This window comes from Sphingopyxis sp. (genome assembly GCF_050916055.1).
In the GTDB taxonomy this organism is placed as follows: Bacteria; Pseudomonadota; Alphaproteobacteria; order Sphingomonadales; family Sphingomonadaceae; genus Sphingopyxis.
Genome location: NZ_CP051527.1, coordinates 920,287 through 938,645, shown reverse-complemented (window position 1 = coordinate 938,645; position 18,359 = coordinate 920,287). Strand labels below are relative to the sequence as shown.

20 protein-coding genes are annotated in these 18,359 nt (G+C 63.8%); 6 read left to right on the top strand and 14 right to left on the bottom strand.

All coding sequences use genetic code 11. The annotated features are described in order from the left end of the window. The first annotated feature begins 50 nt into the window (after positions 1-50). Positions 51-1,274, top strand: a complete 1,224-nt coding sequence (locus HEQ22_RS04670) for a PLP-dependent aminotransferase family protein (protein ID WP_432770037.1) — start codon at positions 51-53, stop codon at positions 1,272-1,274. Positions 1,275-1,277: 3 nt separating this feature from the next. On the opposite strand, the gene HEQ22_RS04665 is transcribed toward HEQ22_RS04670, so the two are convergent. Continuing rightward, positions 1,278-1,634 (bottom strand): RidA family protein, encoded by a 357-nt coding sequence (locus tag HEQ22_RS04665; protein ID WP_432770036.1) that lies wholly within the window; start codon positions 1,632-1,634, stop codon positions 1,278-1,280. Beyond that, positions 1,627-2,547: an SDR family NAD(P)-dependent oxidoreductase gene (locus tag HEQ22_RS04660; protein WP_432770035.1), complete on the bottom strand. Its 921-nt coding sequence runs from the start codon at positions 2,545-2,547 to the stop codon at positions 1,627-1,629. The genes HEQ22_RS04665 and HEQ22_RS04660 overlap by 8 nt, the downstream gene beginning before the upstream one ends. Before the next feature lie 143 nt (positions 2,548-2,690). Between HEQ22_RS04660 and HEQ22_RS04655 the strand changes: the two genes are divergently transcribed. Beyond that, the gene (locus tag HEQ22_RS04655; RefSeq protein ID WP_432770940.1) at positions 2,691-3,605 is read left to right on the top strand and encodes an alpha/beta hydrolase; all 915 of its coding nucleotides are present in this window, start codon (positions 2,691-2,693) and stop codon (positions 3,603-3,605) included. 7 nt (positions 3,606-3,612) lie between these two features. Here the strand turns inward: HEQ22_RS04655 and HEQ22_RS04650 are convergent, their stop codons facing one another. Next, a complete protein-coding gene (locus tag HEQ22_RS04650) occupies positions 3,613-4,638 on the bottom strand; it encodes a LysR family transcriptional regulator (RefSeq protein WP_432770034.1) in 1,026 nt (341 codons plus the stop codon). Beyond that, on the bottom strand, positions 4,622-4,924 hold the full coding sequence (locus HEQ22_RS04645) for a hypothetical protein (protein ID WP_432770033.1): 303 nt from the start codon (positions 4,922-4,924) through the stop codon (positions 4,622-4,624). Before HEQ22_RS04645 ends, HEQ22_RS04650 begins: the two co-directional genes overlap by 17 nt. Before the next feature lie 106 nt (positions 4,925-5,030). On the opposite strand from HEQ22_RS04645, the gene HEQ22_RS04640 reads away from it, so the two are divergent. Further along, positions 5,031-5,612, top strand: a complete 582-nt coding sequence (locus HEQ22_RS04640; protein WP_432770032.1) for a nitroreductase family protein — start codon at positions 5,031-5,033, stop codon at positions 5,610-5,612. Positions 5,613-5,656: 44 nt separating this feature from the next. Here HEQ22_RS04640 and HEQ22_RS04635 read toward each other — a convergent pair whose 3' ends face one another. After that, the gene (locus HEQ22_RS04635; protein WP_432770031.1) at positions 5,657-6,436 is read right to left on the bottom strand and encodes a FadR/GntR family transcriptional regulator; all 780 of its coding nucleotides are present in this window, start codon (positions 6,434-6,436) and stop codon (positions 5,657-5,659) included. 106 nt (positions 6,437-6,542) lie between these two features. Between HEQ22_RS04635 and HEQ22_RS04630 the strand changes: the two genes are divergently transcribed. After that, positions 6,543-7,460, top strand: coding sequence for a dihydrodipicolinate synthase family protein (locus tag HEQ22_RS04630; protein ID WP_432770030.1), 918 nt, complete (start codon positions 6,543-6,545; stop codon positions 7,458-7,460). Positions 7,461-7,519: 59 nt separating this feature from the next. Here HEQ22_RS04630 and HEQ22_RS04625 read toward each other — a convergent pair whose 3' ends face one another. The 4 genes from HEQ22_RS04625 to HEQ22_RS04610 all read right to left on the bottom strand — a co-directional run bounded on the left by HEQ22_RS04625 (position 7,520) and on the right by HEQ22_RS04610 (position 12,067). Continuing rightward, complete coding sequence (locus HEQ22_RS04625) at positions 7,520-8,389, bottom strand: Coq4 family protein (protein ID WP_432770029.1); 870 nt, start codon at positions 8,387-8,389, stop codon at positions 7,520-7,522. Between the two features lie 35 nt (positions 8,390-8,424). Further along, positions 8,425-10,197, bottom strand: coding sequence for an N-acyl-D-amino-acid deacylase family protein (locus tag HEQ22_RS04620; protein WP_432770028.1), 1,773 nt, complete (start codon positions 10,195-10,197; stop codon positions 8,425-8,427). Positions 10,198-10,233: 36 nt separating this feature from the next. Beyond that, positions 10,234-11,376: a 3,4-dihydroxy-2-butanone-4-phosphate synthase gene (gene ribB / locus HEQ22_RS04615; RefSeq protein ID WP_432770027.1), complete on the bottom strand. Its 1,143-nt coding sequence runs from the start codon at positions 11,374-11,376 to the stop codon at positions 10,234-10,236. Between the two features lie 109 nt (positions 11,377-11,485). Beyond that, entirely contained in the window at positions 11,486-12,067 is a 582-nt protein-coding gene (locus tag HEQ22_RS04610) for an NADPH-dependent FMN reductase (protein WP_432770026.1), read from the bottom strand. Positions 12,068-12,292: 225 nt separating this feature from the next. Between HEQ22_RS04610 and HEQ22_RS04605 the strand changes: the two genes are divergently transcribed. Together HEQ22_RS04605 and HEQ22_RS04600 are read left to right on the top strand one after the other, a co-directional pair. Then, positions 12,293-13,423: an LLM class flavin-dependent oxidoreductase gene (locus tag HEQ22_RS04605; protein ID WP_432770025.1), complete on the top strand. Its 1,131-nt coding sequence runs from the start codon at positions 12,293-12,295 to the stop codon at positions 13,421-13,423. Further along, on the top strand, positions 13,420-14,178 hold the full coding sequence (locus HEQ22_RS04600) for an SDR family NAD(P)-dependent oxidoreductase (protein WP_432770024.1): 759 nt from the start codon (positions 13,420-13,422) through the stop codon (positions 14,176-14,178). The genes HEQ22_RS04605 and HEQ22_RS04600 overlap by 4 nt, the downstream gene beginning before the upstream one ends. Before the next feature lie 7 nt (positions 14,179-14,185). On the opposite strand, the gene HEQ22_RS04595 is transcribed toward HEQ22_RS04600, so the two are convergent. Genes HEQ22_RS04595 through HEQ22_RS04575 form a run of 5 tightly spaced genes read right to left on the bottom strand, consistent with a single transcriptional unit; the run spans position 14,186 to position 18,349 of the window. Continuing rightward, entirely contained in the window at positions 14,186-15,190 is a 1,005-nt protein-coding gene (locus tag HEQ22_RS04595; protein ID WP_432770023.1) for a Rieske 2Fe-2S domain-containing protein, read from the bottom strand. 23 nt (positions 15,191-15,213) lie between these two features. Next, positions 15,214-15,999, bottom strand: a complete 786-nt coding sequence (locus HEQ22_RS04590) for an SDR family oxidoreductase (protein WP_432770022.1) — start codon at positions 15,997-15,999, stop codon at positions 15,214-15,216. 12 nt (positions 16,000-16,011) lie between these two features. Next, positions 16,012-16,782, bottom strand: a complete 771-nt coding sequence (locus tag HEQ22_RS04585; protein WP_432770021.1) for an SDR family NAD(P)-dependent oxidoreductase — start codon at positions 16,780-16,782, stop codon at positions 16,012-16,014. Next, positions 16,779-16,937, bottom strand: coding sequence for a hypothetical protein (locus HEQ22_RS04580; protein ID WP_432770020.1), 159 nt, complete (start codon positions 16,935-16,937; stop codon positions 16,779-16,781). Before HEQ22_RS04580 ends, HEQ22_RS04585 begins: the two co-directional genes overlap by 4 nt. Before the next feature lie 11 nt (positions 16,938-16,948). Next, on the bottom strand, positions 16,949-18,349 hold the full coding sequence (locus HEQ22_RS04575) for a phenylacetate--CoA ligase family protein (RefSeq protein WP_432770019.1): 1,401 nt from the start codon (positions 18,347-18,349) through the stop codon (positions 16,949-16,951). Between the last annotated feature and the right edge of the window lie 10 nt (positions 18,350-18,359).

Genomic DNA, 18,359 nt, shown 5'->3' with positions numbered 1-18,359 from the left:
GCATCGCCGCCCCTTATTAGTTAAAGATTATAACAATAAGAGGGGACGTCATGACCGACTGGAACAGCCTTTATGCGAGCCGCATGCAAGGCGTCGTCGCGTCGGACATTCGCGAGCGAATGAAGCTGCTCGGTGCGAGCGAGATCATCCATCTCGGCGGCGGCCTGCCCGATCCGGCGATCTTTCCCTATAGCGCGCTATCGGCGGCGTCGGCCGCGATCTGGACCGATCCGGTGCGTGCGCGCACCGCGCTGCAATATGCGCCGAGCGAGGGCCATGCACCGCTTCGCCAATGGATCGCCGAGCGGATGACCGGGGATGGCGCACCGTGCACGGCCGACAATATCCTGATCACCAACGGGTCCCAGCAAGGGCTCGATTTCATTGCGAAGCTGCTGCTTTCGCCTGGCGACAAGGCGATGGTCGAAATACCGTCCTTCATCGGTGCGCTCCGCGCTTTCGATGCCTATCAGCCACTCTATATCGGCCTTCCGCAGGACAGTGCGCACTGGGATGCGGCAGCCCTTGGCGGCGCCAATTTCTGCTACGTCGGCCCGGATTTTCGTAATCCCACCGGAACGACGATGACGCTGGGCGAGCGCGAGGCCCTGCTCGATCTCGCCGACGCGACCGGAATGGCGTTGATCGAAGACGGTTGTTACGAGGCGCTGCGTTACGATGGCGACGCTATTCCCTCGCTGCTCAAGCTCGCGATCGCACGTCACGGCGACATCGACAAAGCGCCTGTGCTGTACACCGGCACCTTCTCGAAAACGATCGCCCCATCGCTACGCGTCGGCTGGATCGCCGGGCCGGCGCACGTCGTCCGCAAACTGGTGCTGATCAAGCAAGCGAGCGACCTCGCGACGAGCGCACTCAACCAGATGTTGCTGCTCGATGTCGTTCAGACTGTGCTCGATGACACCGTCACACGGGCTTGTGTCGTTTATCGCGAGCGGCGCGATTCGATGCTCGCCGCGCTCGGCGAGGCGATGCCGCCCGGCGTCACTTTCACCCGGCCCGAGGGCGGCCTGTATGTCTGGGCCGAACTGCCGCCCGCAATTGATGCGACTTTGTTCGCGCAGCGCGCGCTTACCGAACATCATGTGTCCGTCATCGCCGGTGCAGCCTTCTATCCCGGCGGCACCGAGGTCACGCCCGGTCAGCGGCGAAGCTTTCGCCTCAGCTTTTCGATGATCGACGCCGATCTTGCGCGCGACGGCGTGATGCGGCTTGGTGAACTTGCGCGCCGGATGACGCTTGAATCCGCCTGAGTGTCAGTCAGCGGCGGCCGTCGCGACGATCTCGAGCGCATAGTCGGGCGATGCCAGCACGGCTTGAATGCTCGTCCGCGTCGGGGCGCAGCCGGGGGCGATCCATCGATTCCACGCTGCATTGAGCACGGGCATGGCGCCCATATCGGACAGCATAATCGTCGCCGTCAAAAGGCGCGAACGGTCGCTTCCCGCCTCAGCCAGCAGCGCATCGATGCGCGCCAGAACTTCGTCCACCTGATCGGCGAGCGCACCGCCACGATGGTTGATCGCCACTTGCCCCGAAAGATAGGCGACGCCGGCATGGACGACCGCTCCGCTCATGCGCGGATTTGCCGAGATGCGCCGGATCTCATCCATCGATCGTCGCCAGTGGCCTGGCGCGCTGCGCCAACTCATATTGCGATTGCTGCATGCCGGTTTCGGGCACCATCTCGTCGGTCCGGTCGCGAATACGGTCGACGCCCGCCAGCACCTGTTCGGGGGCGTCGTCACCCAGATCGACCGCGATGCCGCGCGTGAGCGTGATATGGGCGGCCTCGAAGCGGCCGGCACCCGCGCACATGATCATGCCCGTCGGCGCATCGTCGCAAACCAGAGCGAGCATAGCGGGCGCAACGCTGGCTGGCGACAGCGCGGCGAGATCATCCTCGTTCATGATGTCGGCGGTCATTCGCGTCGCCGCCGATGGCGCGAGCGCGTTGACTCGAATGTCATGCTTGCGCCCTTCCTGCGCCAGCGTCTTCATCAAACCGACGAGCCCGAGCTTCGCCGCGCCATATTGGGCTTGGCCGAAATTGCCGTAGAGTCCCGATGACGATGTCGTCATCATGATCCGGCCACGGCCCTGTTCGGTCATGATCCCCCACACCGCTTTGGTGCAATGCACCGATCCGGCGAGATGGACGTCGATGACGGTGAAAATATCGGAAAGGTCCTGCTTGGCAAAGGTCCGGTCGCGCAAAATGCCGGCGTTGTTGACGAGGATGTCGATGCGGCCCCATTTCGCCATCGCCTGATCCACCATCGCCTCGACTTCGGCATAATCGGTCACGCTCGCGCCATTGGCGATCGCCTCGCCGCCGGCCTGGCGGATCTCCTCGACCACCTGTTCGGCCATCGTGTCACTTCCGCCGCTGCCATCGCGCGCGCCGCCAAGGTCGTTGACGACGACCTTCGCCCCGCGTTTTGCCAGCAACAGCGCATGCTCGCGGCCGAGGCCGCCTCCTGCGCCGGTGACGATTGCCACCCGGCCGCTCAGATCGATCCGCATCTCATTCTCCATCTATCTTCGGCGACCTTAGGTGCGCCGGAGGAAAGATCGAATATCGAAGGTGGATCGAAGAGATCGCGATTGGGCAATTGCGCCGGAGTGTTTATTTTCCCGAGAAGCAGCGCCATCAGGAGAGATTGTCGATGAGCCTCGATCCAGAACTGCAGGCCATGCTCGATCGCCGCAGGGCGCTGAACCTGCCGAGCTTTTCCGCGGGGACACCAGACGATGCCCGCAGGTCGTTTGCCGAATCGCACGCGGCGCTGCCGCCGCGACGCGGCGCCCGCGATGTGACGGCCACCGACGAAACCGTCGCCGGCCCGAACGGTACGGTAAAAATCCGGCGCTATCGCCCTGCCGGGACGACACACGGGCGCATCCTCTATCTTCACGGCGGCGGATGGGTCTTTGGGACGCTCGACGGCTTCGAACCGGTGTGCCGCCAGTTGGTGCAGGACAGCGGCGCCGAAGTCATCAGCGTGGACTATCGCCTTGCACCCGAACATCCTTTCCCCCAGCCGCTCGACGATTGCTGGGCGGCGCTGCTCGCCGTCGCCGATGGCGCGCCGCTGGCAGTCATGGGCGACAGCGCCGGAGGCAATCTCGCCGCGGCGCTCGCCCTGCGCGCGCGCGATCGGGGTGGTCCCGATATCGCGCTGCAGGTGCTGCTATACCCCGTGTTGTCGCCTGATTTCGAGCGCGAATCTTACCGTCGATGCGGCCAAGGCGACTATTTGATTTCGACTGACGACATGCGCTGGTTCTGGGATCATTACGTGACCGAAGCCGATCGGGCCAACCCCGAGGCAGTTCCCTTGGCGGCCGCCGATTGGTCGAACCTGTCCGACACGATCATCGTCGTGGGTGGATATGATCCGCTCCACGACGAAGGCGTCGCCTATGCGGACACGCTGAGGGCCGCCGGCGTTCGGGTAGTGCTGCGCGACCATCCGGGTATGGCGCATGGCTTCTTCACGCTCGTCGATCTGCTCAGCGCGTCCAATGCCGAAGTCGCCGCGATCGGCGGCTTGATCGCCGACCGGCTCGGTGCCGCTTGATCCTCGCTCAGACCGGCTCGGCCAACCGGCTTTCGACGAGCTTGACGAAGCGCGCGATGAGCGGCGAAGCGCTGCCTTTCGGCCAGAGCATGCTGATCGGGAGCGGCAGGTCGAGATCCGGCAGGTCACGCAGTACGACACCGGGCGGCGTGCGATCGGCGCGGGCAGCGGTGACGACGCCAAGCCCGATCCGTGCCGCGACCAGTTCATAGGCGATGTCGACTGCTGACACCTCGACTGCGATATTGGGCGAAACGCCCAGCGCGTCGAAGGCTGCGATCATCCGGTCGAACAAGCGCGGTGACGTGTGGCGCGCCGGCCACAGCAAGGGTTCGTTCGCCAGTTCGGCGAGCCCCACCGACTGTTTTTCGGCAAGCGGATGATCTTCTGGCAACACCAGCACGAACCGATCGAGTCCCACCGCCAGGCGCGCAAACTGGTCGCCATCAGTAATCTCGTCGATGACGAAGGCGACGTCGATCTCGTCCGTCAGCAGGCGCGAGCGCTGCGCGTCGGACGTCAGTGGAAAGGCGCGGAGTTCGACTTCGGGATAGAGCGTGCGAAATTCACGCAGCACCGTCGGCAGGACCGGGCGCCGCAGCATCGCTTCGGAAAAGGCAACCCGCAACACGCCTGTGTCGCCCTCGGCAATGCGGCGCGTGTTGCGGCGCGCATCTTCGATCTGCAGCAGAATGCGGCGGACGTCTGTCGCGAGCACCTGCCCCGCCTTGGTGATCGCGACGCCGCGAGCCTGCCGTTCGAACAGTTCGATATTACCGAGTTCGCGTTCGAGATCGGCGATTCGCCGCGACAGCGCCGATTGAGCGATATTGAGCCGCTCGGCGGCGCGGTGGAGATTCTGCTCCTCGGCAACCGCGAGGAAAAAGGGGAAATGTTTCGCGATCCGCAACGTGCGAAGCGTCGCGACATCGCGCGGGACATTGGGCGAAAGAGAGGAGGACCCCGCTGTGGCCGGTGCGGTGTCGCCGGTGGCGGGAACGGCCGCCTCCATGTCTTCAGCCAAGTGCAACACGGACCACCGCCTTGGCGCAAACATCCTGCGCGCGCATCACGACTTCGACATCCGCCGTGCTGCTGCCGTCGAGGTGCCGCGCCATCACGCGACCGGCAATCTGGTCGGGAGCGAAATTCTCGCCCGTGCCCTGCAGCGACACAAGCGACGCTGCGGCGGCGCCCGACCAGCGGCGCACCATGTCGCAGAGGCGCTGATCCATCGGGCCTTCACCCGACACATCACCGTCGAACTCGATCGGCTGGCCAAGACGTACATCGGCGAAGCGAAGCGGTATTGCGTTCATAGTCACCCTCGTCCCTATATATGTTATCTTTTAAATGTTAGCCGATTCGGATACGGCGGTCAAATAGCGATCATCGACGCATCGTTTCGAGAGGAAGATCATCACCATGGCATCCACCGCCCAACCGCTCCCTGCCGCCGCGGCCGTTCTGACGCAGCGCCGATCGCCGATGCCGGATGCATTGGTCGGGCCCGGGCCGAATCGCGAAGCGACCGAGCAACTGATCGAAATCGCTCTACGCGTTCCCGATCACGGCCGGCTCAGCCCGTGGCGCCTGGTGTTGATCGCGGGCGAAGCGAAGCAGCGCTGGGTGGAAAAGCTGCTCCAACTCGCAGATCAGCGCGATGACGCGCCCAAGACGCGGGTAAGCACGCGCAAGCTGGCCAGCGCGCCGCTTGTGGTCGTGGTCGTTTCGTCCGCCATTCCGGGTCACAAGGTTCCCGAATGGGAACAGTGGCTCTCGGCCGGCGCGGTGTGCATGAACCTGGTCAATGGCGCCCATGCGCTCGGGTTTGGCGCCAATTGGCTGACCGGCTGGCATGCCTATGACGAGCGGGCGACCGCACTGCTTGGACTGGAAGAGGGTCAGAAGGTCGCGGGCGTGGTCCTGATCGGCAGCGTTGCAGCCGAAGCACCCGAGCGCCCGCGCGCGCGCGCCGCCGACGTGACACGGTGGCTGGAAGCCTGAGCCCGACTTCGGTGCGGCCGTTCACCTCAACGATGTTGGCGGGTTCAGGCCCGCAGCATGTCGGCTTTGATCGTCAACCCGGTGTCAAATCCATGCCGGCGCTCGCCGCCGCCGGTGAAATGTTCGCGGATCGCGCGTTCGGCGGTCGGAGCGTCGCCATCCTCGACCGCGCGGTAAATGCGCTCATGCTCGTGCAGCAGCGACATCCGCACCGCACGATCCGAGAAGCTTCCATGCACCGAACGGTCGACAGCAAGGGCCTCGACCTGCGCGGTCCACAACCTCTCAAGGGCGCCCACCACGAGACTCATCGTCTCGTTGCCGCAATTGCTGACAAGTTCGGTGTGGAAGGCGCGCGCGAGCACGATGAAGCGCGCCGGGTCGTCGATCGCGTCGGAGCAAGCGTCGATATTGGCGCGCAGCTTGGGCAGCACCGTCGTCCCGCGGTCCGGGCGCAGCGCCGCCTCGGCGGCACAGGCTGGTTCGAGCAAGCGCATGCCGTTCAGCAGATCGAGCAACGAAACCGACCGCGCCTGAAGCACCAGCCCCAGCATATAGGCCGCAGTCCCCGGATGCGGGACATGGACGATCGCGCCACCGACGTTACCGCGAATGACAGTGACCAGTCCCTCGGTCTCGAGAATGCGAAAGGCCTCGCGAATGCACGGGGGACTGACGCCGAACTCGTTCAGCAACTCTTCCTGCTTGGGCAGCATGTCCCCGTCGGCCAGCGCACCCGACAGAATGCGGCTACGCAGGCTCGACGCCACAATCTCGGCGACGCGAGGCTGGCGCAAACGCCGCTTCTTCGTGCTCTCGCTCACAAAATACACCCCTGTTTCTGGCCAGCGCCGAACAACAAGCCATACGCTTCGCTTCAATCATTGCAAGTGCGGCCCGGACCACGAAAATAGCCATGAGGAGAATAGGATGACTGCCGACACGTCGCGTTACCAGGCCTTCACAATCAGCATCACGCCATTTGCCGAAGATGGATCGATCGACGAGGCGAAGCTGCGCCGACATCTTTCGAAGCTCGGCGACGCCGGCATCGGCGTTTATGTCGGCGGCGGCGGCAGCGGCGAAGGCTATACGCTATCGGCCGACGAGACGAAACGCCTGCTCGCCATTGCGGTAGAGGAATTGAAAGGCCGGGTGCCGATCCGTGCGATGGGGGTCGAGCCCCGCACCGCGAAGCAGATGATCGATTTCCTCGACATGGCCGCACGCGCGGGGGTCGATGCCGCGCAGGTCTATTCGCTCGACGTCGGCCATGGCCATGTCCCGACCCCGCGCGAACTCGACGCCTATTTCAGCGAAGTGCTGTCGCACAGCGATGTGCCTTCGGTCCTCTCGACGCACCAGTCGGTCGGTTATGTGATTCCGGCCGAGGTGATCATCGAGCTGTTCGATCGCCACAAACAGCTTGTCGGGCTTAACGTCAGCCATCAGGATCCCAATTATCTGCGGACGCTTGCCGACGCGCTTGGCGACCGGATCGACATCTGCGTCGGCGGGCCGCACCAGGCGCCGCTCGCGCTTGCATTCGGCGCGCAGGGCTTTCTGTCATCGGAGGGAAATATCGCGCCGAAGCTTTGCATGAGCGTGGTCGCCGCGGCCAGCACCGGCGACAACGCCCTGTTCCTCGATCGATGGGGCAAATTGATGCGCCTGTTCATGGCGCTCTATGGCAATGGCGGCATCCGCGTGACCAAGGCGCTGCTCGAGCATTTCGGCCTTGCGGGGGGCGTGCCCCGCGCGCCGCGGCGTCCCGCCGAAGCCGATGCCCTCGCCAAGGCGCTCGCGGTAGTCGAAGAAATTGGTCTTGCGGATATCGAGGGCTGGTGACGCAAAAGGGCGGCGGAAAAACACCGCCGCCCTTCGAGCCCCCTGCTCTGCTGACCTGATTATTCGGCCGCGACCGCCTCCGCCGCATCGGACAGAGGCTCATATCTTTCGACCTGTTCGCTCCAATAAGCCGACTCGCGCGACGTATCGATCGTCTGCGCGCCGCGCACCCCGAATTTGCGGCGTGCTTCTTCGAGCGGGAGGTCGAGCCAATCCTCGTAGCGCGGCAGGAACAGCGCGTCGGATTGCTCGCCGACCTTCATCGCATAATGCGCCAGTTCGAACATGCGCAGCGTCAACTCGGGATAATGCAGCGGGCCGCGCATGAACATCGGGATGGTGAGCAGCGTATTCTGCACGTTGAGCAAACCCGCAAGCTCGGGTGTGAAGTGGCGGAAGAGATTTCCGTATTTCAGGAATGCCGGCATGATCTCGCCGATCCCGTCGAACCCGCCGCCGCTCAAGATATGCATGATGTCGTGAATCTGGACGCCGCGCAGGAAGAAATACTCGAAGCCCGACCGCGGCTCGAACGTGGGGATGATATCGACCTCCATCCCGGCGCCAACCAGCCACTGATACCAGATGCCTCCGACCGATCCTTCGGGGCACGACTTCATATCCTCACGCGTCAGCCGCGCGAGCCAACGTTCGTCGAGCCATTTGTCGAACTCGGGCCAGCCGCGGCGCGCCTCGTTGAACAACTCCTCGATCCGCTCATGGTCCTGCACCTCTCGCACCGCGTCAATCAGCGACGGGATGCCATAGGTCACCGGATAGTCGCGACCGTTGCGTTTCAGGCATTGCGTCGTGACCCACTCGCGGATCCTGAAGTCATTCATATATTTGGACGAACTGATAAGCACACTGCTCGTCGTTTCGACCTTTTGCCGCCCGCGCTGCAGATACGGCAGATCTTCCTCGTTCATCCCGTCACTCCTCTTATCTTGTCATTCTCGGGTGTTCAGGCGGCCGCGGTCTCGACCTTGCGAATGACGGGACCGATAAACTGTCCCGGCAGTTCGCCGGTGAAGGCCCCATTCTCAAAAGTCGGCACCCCGTTCACCAACGTGAGCCGCATTGGCGCGGCATCGCGCGAGAAGCGCCAGGTGAAACCGCCGTTGCCGTCGGGGACATCGAATGCCCGCCGCAACGGACGCGCCTCGATCTCATCGAGGTTGAACACCGCGATATCGGCGCGATAACCAGGCTTGAGCACGCCGCGATCGTCGAAGTTGAAATGTTCGGCCTGCTTTCCGGTCTGGACATGGATCGCCTCTTCGAGCGTCAGTTCCTTGTTCCGCAGATAGTGCGTCAACAGCAGGATATTCTCGCCGCCGCCGCACAGCATCTGACCGTGCGCGCCCGCATCGGAGATGTTGGCCACCGTCTGGCTGGTCTTCATCAGTTCGACCGTCTTGTCGAAGTGCATCGGATGCGGGACGCGGTTAACGATCGACTGGACGCCATTCGCGATCACCCAGTCGGCGAGCGCGTCGGACGGATGCTGCCCCGTCTGCTCCGCCAGTTCCTTGAGGTTGAGGCCGAGCGGACCGACGCCGGTTTCGGAATCGAGCAGCAGCATCATGTGCGGATTGGCGACGAGCGACTGCTTGAACGCCTTGTTGTCCCAGCTGTCGCGAGCGCGGGCACGAAAATTCTCATCTTTGAGCAGCGCCAGCTTCTCTTCTTCGGTCGGCGCCTGCACAACTTCGTGCCAGACATATTCATTCGCCTGCGCGAAGGACGAGCTTGAGAAGAAGTTGAGCGCGGTCGTCGGCGGCACATGCGCGAAACTCGGCCAGAAATCGAGGCCCTCCGCCTTTTGCTGCGCGCTGATTTCCCACATTTTGTCACGAATCGAATCCTGAAAATGGAGCAGGCCGCCGGCCCCTGCCATCTGGACGCGTACGCCGCGGTCGCGGCACAGATTGCCCAGCCGCTCCATCTGTTCGGGCGCCTTCAATTTGAAGAATGTATCGAGGATGACCTGCAACTGGCTGCCCGGATTGCGCGCGAGCACGCCGATCAGCCCCGCCCATTCGGCGTCGTCGGCGACGAGGCTGGGCACCGGCCGGTCCTTGCTGTCATGGTCCATCAGGTTCGACGACATGCCGAGCGCGCCGGCGTCGATGGCGTCCTGCAGCATGTCGCACATCTTCTGGATTTCTTGCGCCGTCGCGGCGCGCTCCCATGCTTCCATTCCCATCACGGCAAGGCGCATCGCGATATGGCCCGCATAACCCGCGATATTGGTCGAGGTCTTGCAATTCGCCTCGACCGAGGCGCGATATTCGGGCCAGCTGTTCCAGTCCCACGGCAGCATTTCGACGAAGGGCTTTTCAGCGACTTCCTCGAAGAAGGAGAAAATCTTGACCATCTCCATCCGCACTTCCGGGTCCTTGTGGACCGGCGCGGCGGTAAAGCCGCAATTGCCGATGACGACGGTGCTGACGCCATAGCCTGGCAGCGGGTCGAGGCTCGGCTGCCACCACATCACCGCGTCCATATGCGTATGCGGTTCGATGAAGCCCGGCGAGACGACGCACCCGGCGGCGTCGACGATGCGCTCGCCTTCCGCCGGAGCCAAACCGGGAGCGATCTCGGCAATCAGGCCGTCTTTCACGCGGACGTCGGCGGCATAGGACGGTGCGCCGGTGCCATCAACGACGGTTCCTCCCCGGATAAGAATGTCGGTCATCGCTCTCTCCTTTTTCTGATTCTGCAATAACGCCATAATCTATCTAACATTGCAATGTTAGATATCGCTGCGTTACATATCGCTGCCAAGGGGCTGCTGGTCGACGATCTCGATCCCGTAACCGTCCAAGCCGATAAAATTCGTGTCGCTGTTGCTGAGCAAGGTGATGCGATGGACGCCAAGGTCGGTCAGCACCTGTGCACCAATGCCATATTCGCGAACGGCGACCGTCCGTGCACCGCTCGCCTCGCGTCCCGCTTCGCGAGCGCGGATGATGCACGCGACCAGGTCGGGCGCCGTCGAGCTCAGCACCACGACGACGCCGCTGCCCGCTTCGCCGATCTTGGTCATCGCGCGGCCGAGCAGGCCCGAACGGTCGTCCTGCTCGGCGAACAGGTCGGCCATCGGCGAATGGACGTGCATACGCACGATCACCGGTTCTGCCGTGTCGATCTGACCCTTGACCAGCGCGACCACTTCGCCGCCCGTAATGCGGTTGCGATAGCTGATGATCCGCCAGTCGGCGCCCCAGCGGCTCTTGAACGCCATTTCGGCGCGGCGTTCGACCAGATGGTCGTTGCGGCGGCGATAGGCGATCAGGTCGCGGATCGTCCCGATCTTGAGTTGATGCTGCTCGGCGAAGGGGATGAGGTCGTCGAGGCGCGCCATTTCGCCATCGTCCTTCAGTATCTCGCAGATCACTCCCGACGGGTTGAGACCGGCAAGACGCGCAACGTCGACCGCCGCCTCGGTGTGCCCGGCGCGGACCAGGACCCCTCCTTCGCGTGCGAGCAACGGGAAGACGTGCCCAGGGGTCACGATGTCGTCGCGCCCCTTGGAAGCGTCGATCGCGGTGGCGATGGTGCGCGCGCGGTCGGCGGCGGAAATGCCCGTCGTCACACCTTCGCGCGCCTCGATCGACACAGTGAACGCGGTTTCGAACTGCGTGCCGTTGTTGCGGCTCATCAGTTCAAGCCCGAGCTGGTCGACGCGCTGCTGCGTCATCGCAAGGCAGATGAGCCCGCGTCCGTATCGCGCCATGAAATTGATCGCATCGGGGGTCGCCATCTGTGCGGGAATGATGAGGTCGCCCTCATTCTCACGATCCTCGTCATCGACGAGGATGAACATGCGGCCATTGCGCGCCTCATCGATGATTTCTTCTGGCGTCGCGAGGAAGGAGTGCGGAAGCTGGACCGGGGCGAGCGCGGGCATATGGATGTTCCTGTGCTGTGGGCGGCGTTGACCGCAATGACAGCAGGTTACTTCCGCACCCTGCGGCGCTCTATTGCCATTGGGGTATCGTGACCGTCGCTGCCCGGCATCATGCTGCGAGGCCGGCTCTCCGCCACAAAGCGAATTCCATGACCTGCTGACCGACGATGGCGAGTTGTTCGGCAATCTTGGGATCGAGACAGGCGCCATCATCCCCGAACAGCGGCACGGTCGCGTTCACGGCCGCGCCGAACGGCGTCGGCCAGGCCCGCAGGGCATGCGCGATCGAGCGGAGCGCAACGAGCGTCGTGCCGCACGCCTGCCAGCCATAGGCGGTGACGATCGACCCGAAGGCGCGGCCGTCGAGATAGGGCCGCCCGTCTTTTGCCAGGTCCTCCAGCAAATCGAGTGCGTTCTTTACCGGCCCCGACAGGCTGCCATGGTACCCCGGAGACCCGACGATGATGCCGTCGCAGTCGCGGATCGCCTCGACAAAGCGGCTCTCGGCCTCGGTCCGCTCGGTGCGCCCCGGGATATAGAGCGGCAATGATGCGATGAACGGGCCGTCGAACAGCTGGACCTCGGCGCCCAGCGCACGGGCTGCGTCGAGCGCACACGATACGACGCGTTCGCTGCTCGACTCCAGACGCGCCGTCCCGCCCACGCCCACGATCTTTATCGGCCGGATCATAGTTGCACTCCTTCGCTCTGTCTCGCCTCGGTCGGAATAGGACAGCTCTAAGGACGCATCGCTGACGGGGTCGAGTGCCCAAGGCGGACCCCAGCGATCTAAATTGAGCACGAAAAGGGCTGAGCGATGCTTTGCCGCTAACCCTCATGCCGCCAATCGGCATTTGAAAGCCTGCCCTCATCGGTCGATTTCTGAGGCGAAGATTGGGAGCTTGAAAGACTCATTATGCGCTTTTCGTTGATATTCGAAGCCCAGACGGCCGACGCCTCACCCCGCGGCGAGCGGCAGGTGTTCGACGAGCTGGTCGAACAGGCGATGCTCGCCGAACAATTGGGGTTCGACGTGATCTGGAGCGTCGAGCACACGTCGCTCACCAACTACGCGCATATGAGCGCGCCCGAGACGTTTCTCGCCTATATTGCGGGACGCACAACGCGGATCGGGATCGGTCATGGTGTCGTGTGCCTGATGCCGGCGATGAACCACCCGATCAAGGTCGCCGAGCGCATCGCGACGCTCGACATCTTGTCGAAGGGTCGCGTCCATTTCGGCATCGGGAAGGGCGGCAGTCAACAGGAAGCCGGTGCCTATGGCTATGACCTCAAGACGCTCCAGCCGTTGATCGACGAGGCGATGTACCTGATCCCGCGCATGTTCGTCGAGGATGAGGTCGAGCATAATGGCCCGCACATCAACATTCCGCCGCGCCCCATCCATCCCAAGCCGTTCCAGGAACCGCACCCGCTGATGTATATGGCGTGCACCAATCCAGAGACGCTGGCGCGCGCCGGACAGCGCGGTATCGGCGCGCTCGTTCTCGGCTTCGGCGGCCCCGACGAGGTGGCGAAGAAAAACCAGATCTATCGCGACGCCTGGGCGACGCGAAGGGCCGAAGACCAAGTCGGCTACCGCCCGAACCAGCATCTGGCGGCGCTCTGCCCGACGATCATTCTTGATGATGCCGACGAGGCGCGCAGGATCGGCATCCGTGGCCAACGCTATTTCTATGAATCGCTGAACTATTGGTACGGCGGCGGGCCGAAGCCCGAGCCCGAGACATGGGGCGACGAGCTGCTCGAAGAAGGCACCGACACGATCATCACGACCAAACTTGCGTCCGAAACGCTGACGATGGATCTGCGTCCCGACGAAAATGGCCGACGTCCCAGTGGCGGTATCCTCAGCGCGAAAAACGCCTATGGCAGCGTCGCCGACTGCATCGACTATGTCGAACAGCTCGCCGCCGCCGGCGCCGACGAAATATTGTTCATGACCAATATGGGCACCGTGCCGCAATGGGCGCAGCTCGAAACGTTGCGCAAGATCGGCACGCACGTCATCCCCCACTTCCGGTGAGCATCGCGCTCGCCGGGCGGACCGCAGTCATCACGGGGGCGGCGTCGGGGATCGGCGCCGCCCTTGCCCGTCATGCCGCGGCACAAGGCATGGCGGTCGCTGCGTGCGATCGCGACGCGGCGGGATTGGAGGCGCTCGCGGCCGAGCTGGCGGCGACCGGCGTCGCGCATGTCATCCACCCGGTCGATATTACCGACCCCGGCACGCTGCGCGGCTTCGCAAGCGAATGCGCGGCGCTTCCCCCGATCACCCTGCTCTTCGCCAACGCCGGCGTGCTGCGCGGCGGAAGCATATTGGACATGCCGATCAATGAATGGCGGTTGCTGACCGACGTCAACGTCATCGGTACGGTCGCAACGCTCCAGGCCTTCGTCCCCACGATAATATCGCACGGAGAAGCGGCGCAAGTCGTCGTAACCGGCTCGACCGGATCGATGACGAGCGGTCCGTCGCTTGGCGCTTATTGCGGCACCAAACATGCGCTCTGGCCCATCGTCGAAGCCTTGCGAGCCGAACTGGAGGGCACGGCGGTCGGCGCCTCGCTGCTGATGCCGGGCGCGGTTTCGACCCCAATGTTCGATGCGATCGATCCCGATCGGCCCATCCCGGTCGATTCGATAAGCCCCGCGGCTGTCGCCGAACGTGCGTTCGCAGGGGCGCAGACAGGCGATGCCAAGATACTGACGCACCCCGCCTATGTGGAACGGATCGGTGCCCGGTTCCGCACGGTTTTGACCGAGCTATCGAAGCGTTGATCCGCCGTCAGGCAGCGGGGTGAAACTGCTTGTACCAGTCGCGATATTTCAGGATCGGGCCATCGGCCGCACTCAGCATCGGCTGCTCGACATAGGCCTTGTACGGCCAGATTTTGCCGTCGCTATATTGCTCCTTCAGGCCATGCTCGGCGGCTAGCGCGGTGAAGCGATCAATCTCTTCGTCCGACATCGGACAGTCATCGTCTTTCAGGAATATTTGACGGACATAATAATGGCTCAACGTCGCATCGACCGGGGTCACCGAGACATAATAGACGGTCACGATGCCGGGCGCTTGCGGCGTGCGGCTTTCGACGCGCGAAAGGCCGCCGCCGATCACTTCCGAGTCGACCGTCGATCCGACATCGACGTTTTCGACCGGCCCGTCATACCCCGCCGGAAGGATGCGGACCGGACTGAAGAAACGATGTCCATCGAGTATAATCTGTCCATTGCCGACCGCGCGGCCGGTGCCATGCACGCCGGGGAAATGCGCGAAATCGACTCCATTCTCGAACACGTCCTGTGGATGCGCCGATCCGAAATCGTCGTGGAGCCGGCGAAAACCCGCATCGGGAATATGGCGGATTTCGTCATATTCGGGAAGATTCCAGTCCGGGTCGCGGCCGTCCAGATCATGCCAGATGAAGATCATCCCGCCGCGCTCGGCGGACGGCCATTTGCGGACTCTCGCGCGCGGCGGTACGGCTTTCGCGAAAGGCACATGCACGCATTTTCCGCTCGTGTCGTAACGCCACTGGTGAAAAGGACAGACGATCGTCTCACCCTCGACCCAGCTGTCGTAGCCCAGATGCGCGCCCAGGTGCGGGCAATGCGCGTCGGTGACCACAGCCTCGCCGCTTTCGGTTCGAAAAAGGACAAGATCGCGCCCGAAATAACGCAGCGGACGAACATCACGCGGCGCAAGATCGTCTGCAAAACTCACGCTGAACCAGCCCGTCGGATAGGGGTGAAACGGATAGCGGGTGCCGAAGCGGCTCGGTGCGTTCATGTCTCTCTCCCCTTCATTTTTCGTCAGATGATCGACGCGCCGCCGTCTACCGCGAGTATCTGCCCCGTGATATGTGCGCCGGCGTCGGACGCGAGCAGCAGCACCGCACCCTTCAGATCGTCATCCGTGCCCAGCTTGCCGCGCGGCGTGTCGGTGCGCAGTTCATCCCCATGCTTGTCGAGGACGTGTCCCGTCAGCTTCGACGGGAAATAGCCCGGCGCGAGGGCGTTGACGTTGATGCCGAGCATCCCCCATTCGGCCGCGAGCGCGCGGGTGAAATTGACCAGCCCCCCCTTGCTGGCGTTGTAGGCGATCGTGCCGATCATGCGCGGGTGATGACCGAGCAGCCCCTCGACCGACGCGATATTGAGGACGCGCCCCCAGCCTGCGGGGATCATGAACTCGCGAGCAACCGCCTGTGCCATCAGGAAGGGGCCGGTGAGGTTCACCGCCATCAGCTTGTTCCAGCCGTCGAGCGGCATTTCTTCGGTCTTCGCGCCCCAAGACGTACCCGCGTTGTTGACGAGAATGTCGATCCGTCCGCCCGCGGTCTTCACCGTCTCGACGACATGGGCGGGCCCGTCGGGGTTGCCGACGTCGGCGGCGATCGCGCTGGCATCGATGCCGAGCGCCCGTAAATGCGTCACGGCTTCGTCGAGTTCGGCCTGTTTGCGCGCGGTCAGGATGACGCGCGCGCCATATTCGCCGAGCGCCTCGGCCATCGCGAGCCCGAGCCCGCGCGAGCCGCCGGTGACGAGCGCGGTGCGGCCGGTCAGGTCGAATAAATTTTTGAGGGGTGTCGTGGTCATGTTTTTTCCAGTTTAGCCGGCGGTGTAGCCGCCGTCGACGAAGAGCGTCTGGCCGGTGACAAAGCCCGATGCGGGCGAGGCAAGGAAGAGAAGCGCGCCCATTAAATCCTCGACCTCGCCAAGGCGGCCGAGCGGAGTGCGGTCGACGACCTTGGCGTAGAGTTCGGGCTGGGTGCGGACGAGGTCGCGGTTGAGGTCGGTGACGATAACCGTGGCGCCCAGCGTGTTGACCGTAACGCCATGACCGCCGAATTCGAACGCGCAGGCGGCACCGAGGTTCGCGAGTCCCGCCTTCGACGCGCAATAGGCGCCGCGGTTTGCCATCCCGCGTCCCGACAGGATCGACCCCATGTTGATGATCCGGCCATAGCCCTGCGCAATCATCGCCGGCGCGAAGGCGCGGATCGTGTAGAAGGCACCGGCGATATTGACCTCCTGCACGCGCAGAAAGTCCTCGGGCGACACGTCGAGCACCGATTGCGGGTTGGTGATCCCCGCGTTGTTGAACAGGATGTCGATGCGCCCGAGCGCGGTTTCGATTTCTTTCGCGGCGTCGAGCATCGCGGCGGGATCGGTGACGTCGGCCTCGACGATCAGCGCGCGGCGGCCAGTCTTTTCGACCTCTTCCGCCGCGGTTTCGAGTTTCGCACGGTTGCGCGCGACGAGCGCGATGTCGGCGCCGCACTCGGCCATCGCGAGCGCACCCGCCGAGCCGAGCCCGCCGCCTCCGCCGGTCACGACCGCGACCTGGCCGTCCAGCGCGAAGCGTTCAGTTCCTGTCATGCAGCCCGTTCCCTGCCGAACGACCGCAGCTCGATCAGCGCCGCGATGCGGGCGCGGAGCTGCGCATATTGCCCCTTCATCAGCGCGTCGTCGCTTTCCGCCAGCCGCTCCGCAAGCACCAGCATGTCTTCGAGAAGGCGGTCCTCGTCGTGCATCGTCGCGCTCCTCACAACCGGTATCCGTCCTGCCGCTCATCGGCCCAGCGGCGCGCCTTGTAGGCAAAGCCCTGAAACTCGGCGCGCGGCACCTCGCAAACATCGACCCACATATTGCTGCGCTGCTTGATCGCGGCGCGCACCGACTGGACGAGCGCCGCGCGATCGTCTCCGCACAGGTTTGCATGGTGATCGGCGACCGCGATCTTGACCTCGACCTCGGTCCTGCCATCGCGCGTATAGACGCGGCCCTTATATTCGCCGACCTCGGGATGTGCGAAAACCGCGGCATCAAACATCGACGGCCAGACATTGTTGCCGCGTATTTTCATCATGTCGTCGAAACGGCCGATCGTGCCGCATTCGATCGCGTTCCACGCCCCGCCACCGCACTCCTGCCACGGCACGAACCGCGCCGCGTCGCCGGTGCGAAAGCGGACGACCGGACTACCTTCCACTGACAGGTTGGTGACTACCATCTCGCCCTGTTCGCCGGGCTGGACCGGCGCGCCGGTTTCGGGATCGACGATCTCGACCAGATGTTCCCATTCGAAAAGCCGCATCAGCCCGCGCTGTCCATCGGCACGGAACACGCCAGCCGATCCGGTCGAGCCGCCAAAGCCATTCAATTGCGTGCTGCCATAGCCTTCCTGCAGGCGGCAACCCCAATGCTCCTCGATCTTTGCCGCCCATTCGAGCGGATAGCCCTCGGCGGCAATGAAGATGCCGTGCATAGCGGGAAAGGCTTCGCGCGGGGTGATGCCACGCGCGAGCAACGCCTCGGTCAGCGTGTGGAGATAGTTGGTCGAGGCATAGATGAAATGCACACCGCCGAGCCCCAGCATGAGGTCGATCTTCGCCTCGGTCGAGGTGTTGCCGCCGACGTGGAAGCCCGTCGCGCCCATGATGCGCAGCGCCTCGCCCGGACCCCAGCCACCGGTGGTCATCCCGCCGGCAGGAACGCAGTTGATCGCGGTGTCGCCCTGCCGCAGCCCGCCCATGTACCAGGGCAGTGCATGGAGATAGCCGAGCATATGGACGTCGCGCTGGGTGCGGCCATAGATTTCCTGCCCTTGTCCCGACGTCCCGCTCGTCATGCTGATGTGCACGACCTGATCGCGGTCGACGCCCAGCCGGGTGCCGAAAGGCGGCGCCGCCTGCTGATCGGCGAGGAAGTCGGCCTTGGCCGAGGTCGGGAAGGCTTTGGCGAAGCGGTCGAGGCTATCGACGGCGCCGTCCTTCAATCCACCCTCGTCCATCCGCGCACGGTAATAGTCGCTCTTCGCATAAAGGCGCGTACAGAGCGCCTGCACTTTGCGAAGCTGATACGCCTCAAGCTCTTCGCGCGTGGCGCCGGCAAAGCGGCGCAGCAATGGCGAGGCGGCAAAAGGATCGGCGACCGACGCAGCCATCGTTCAGCCC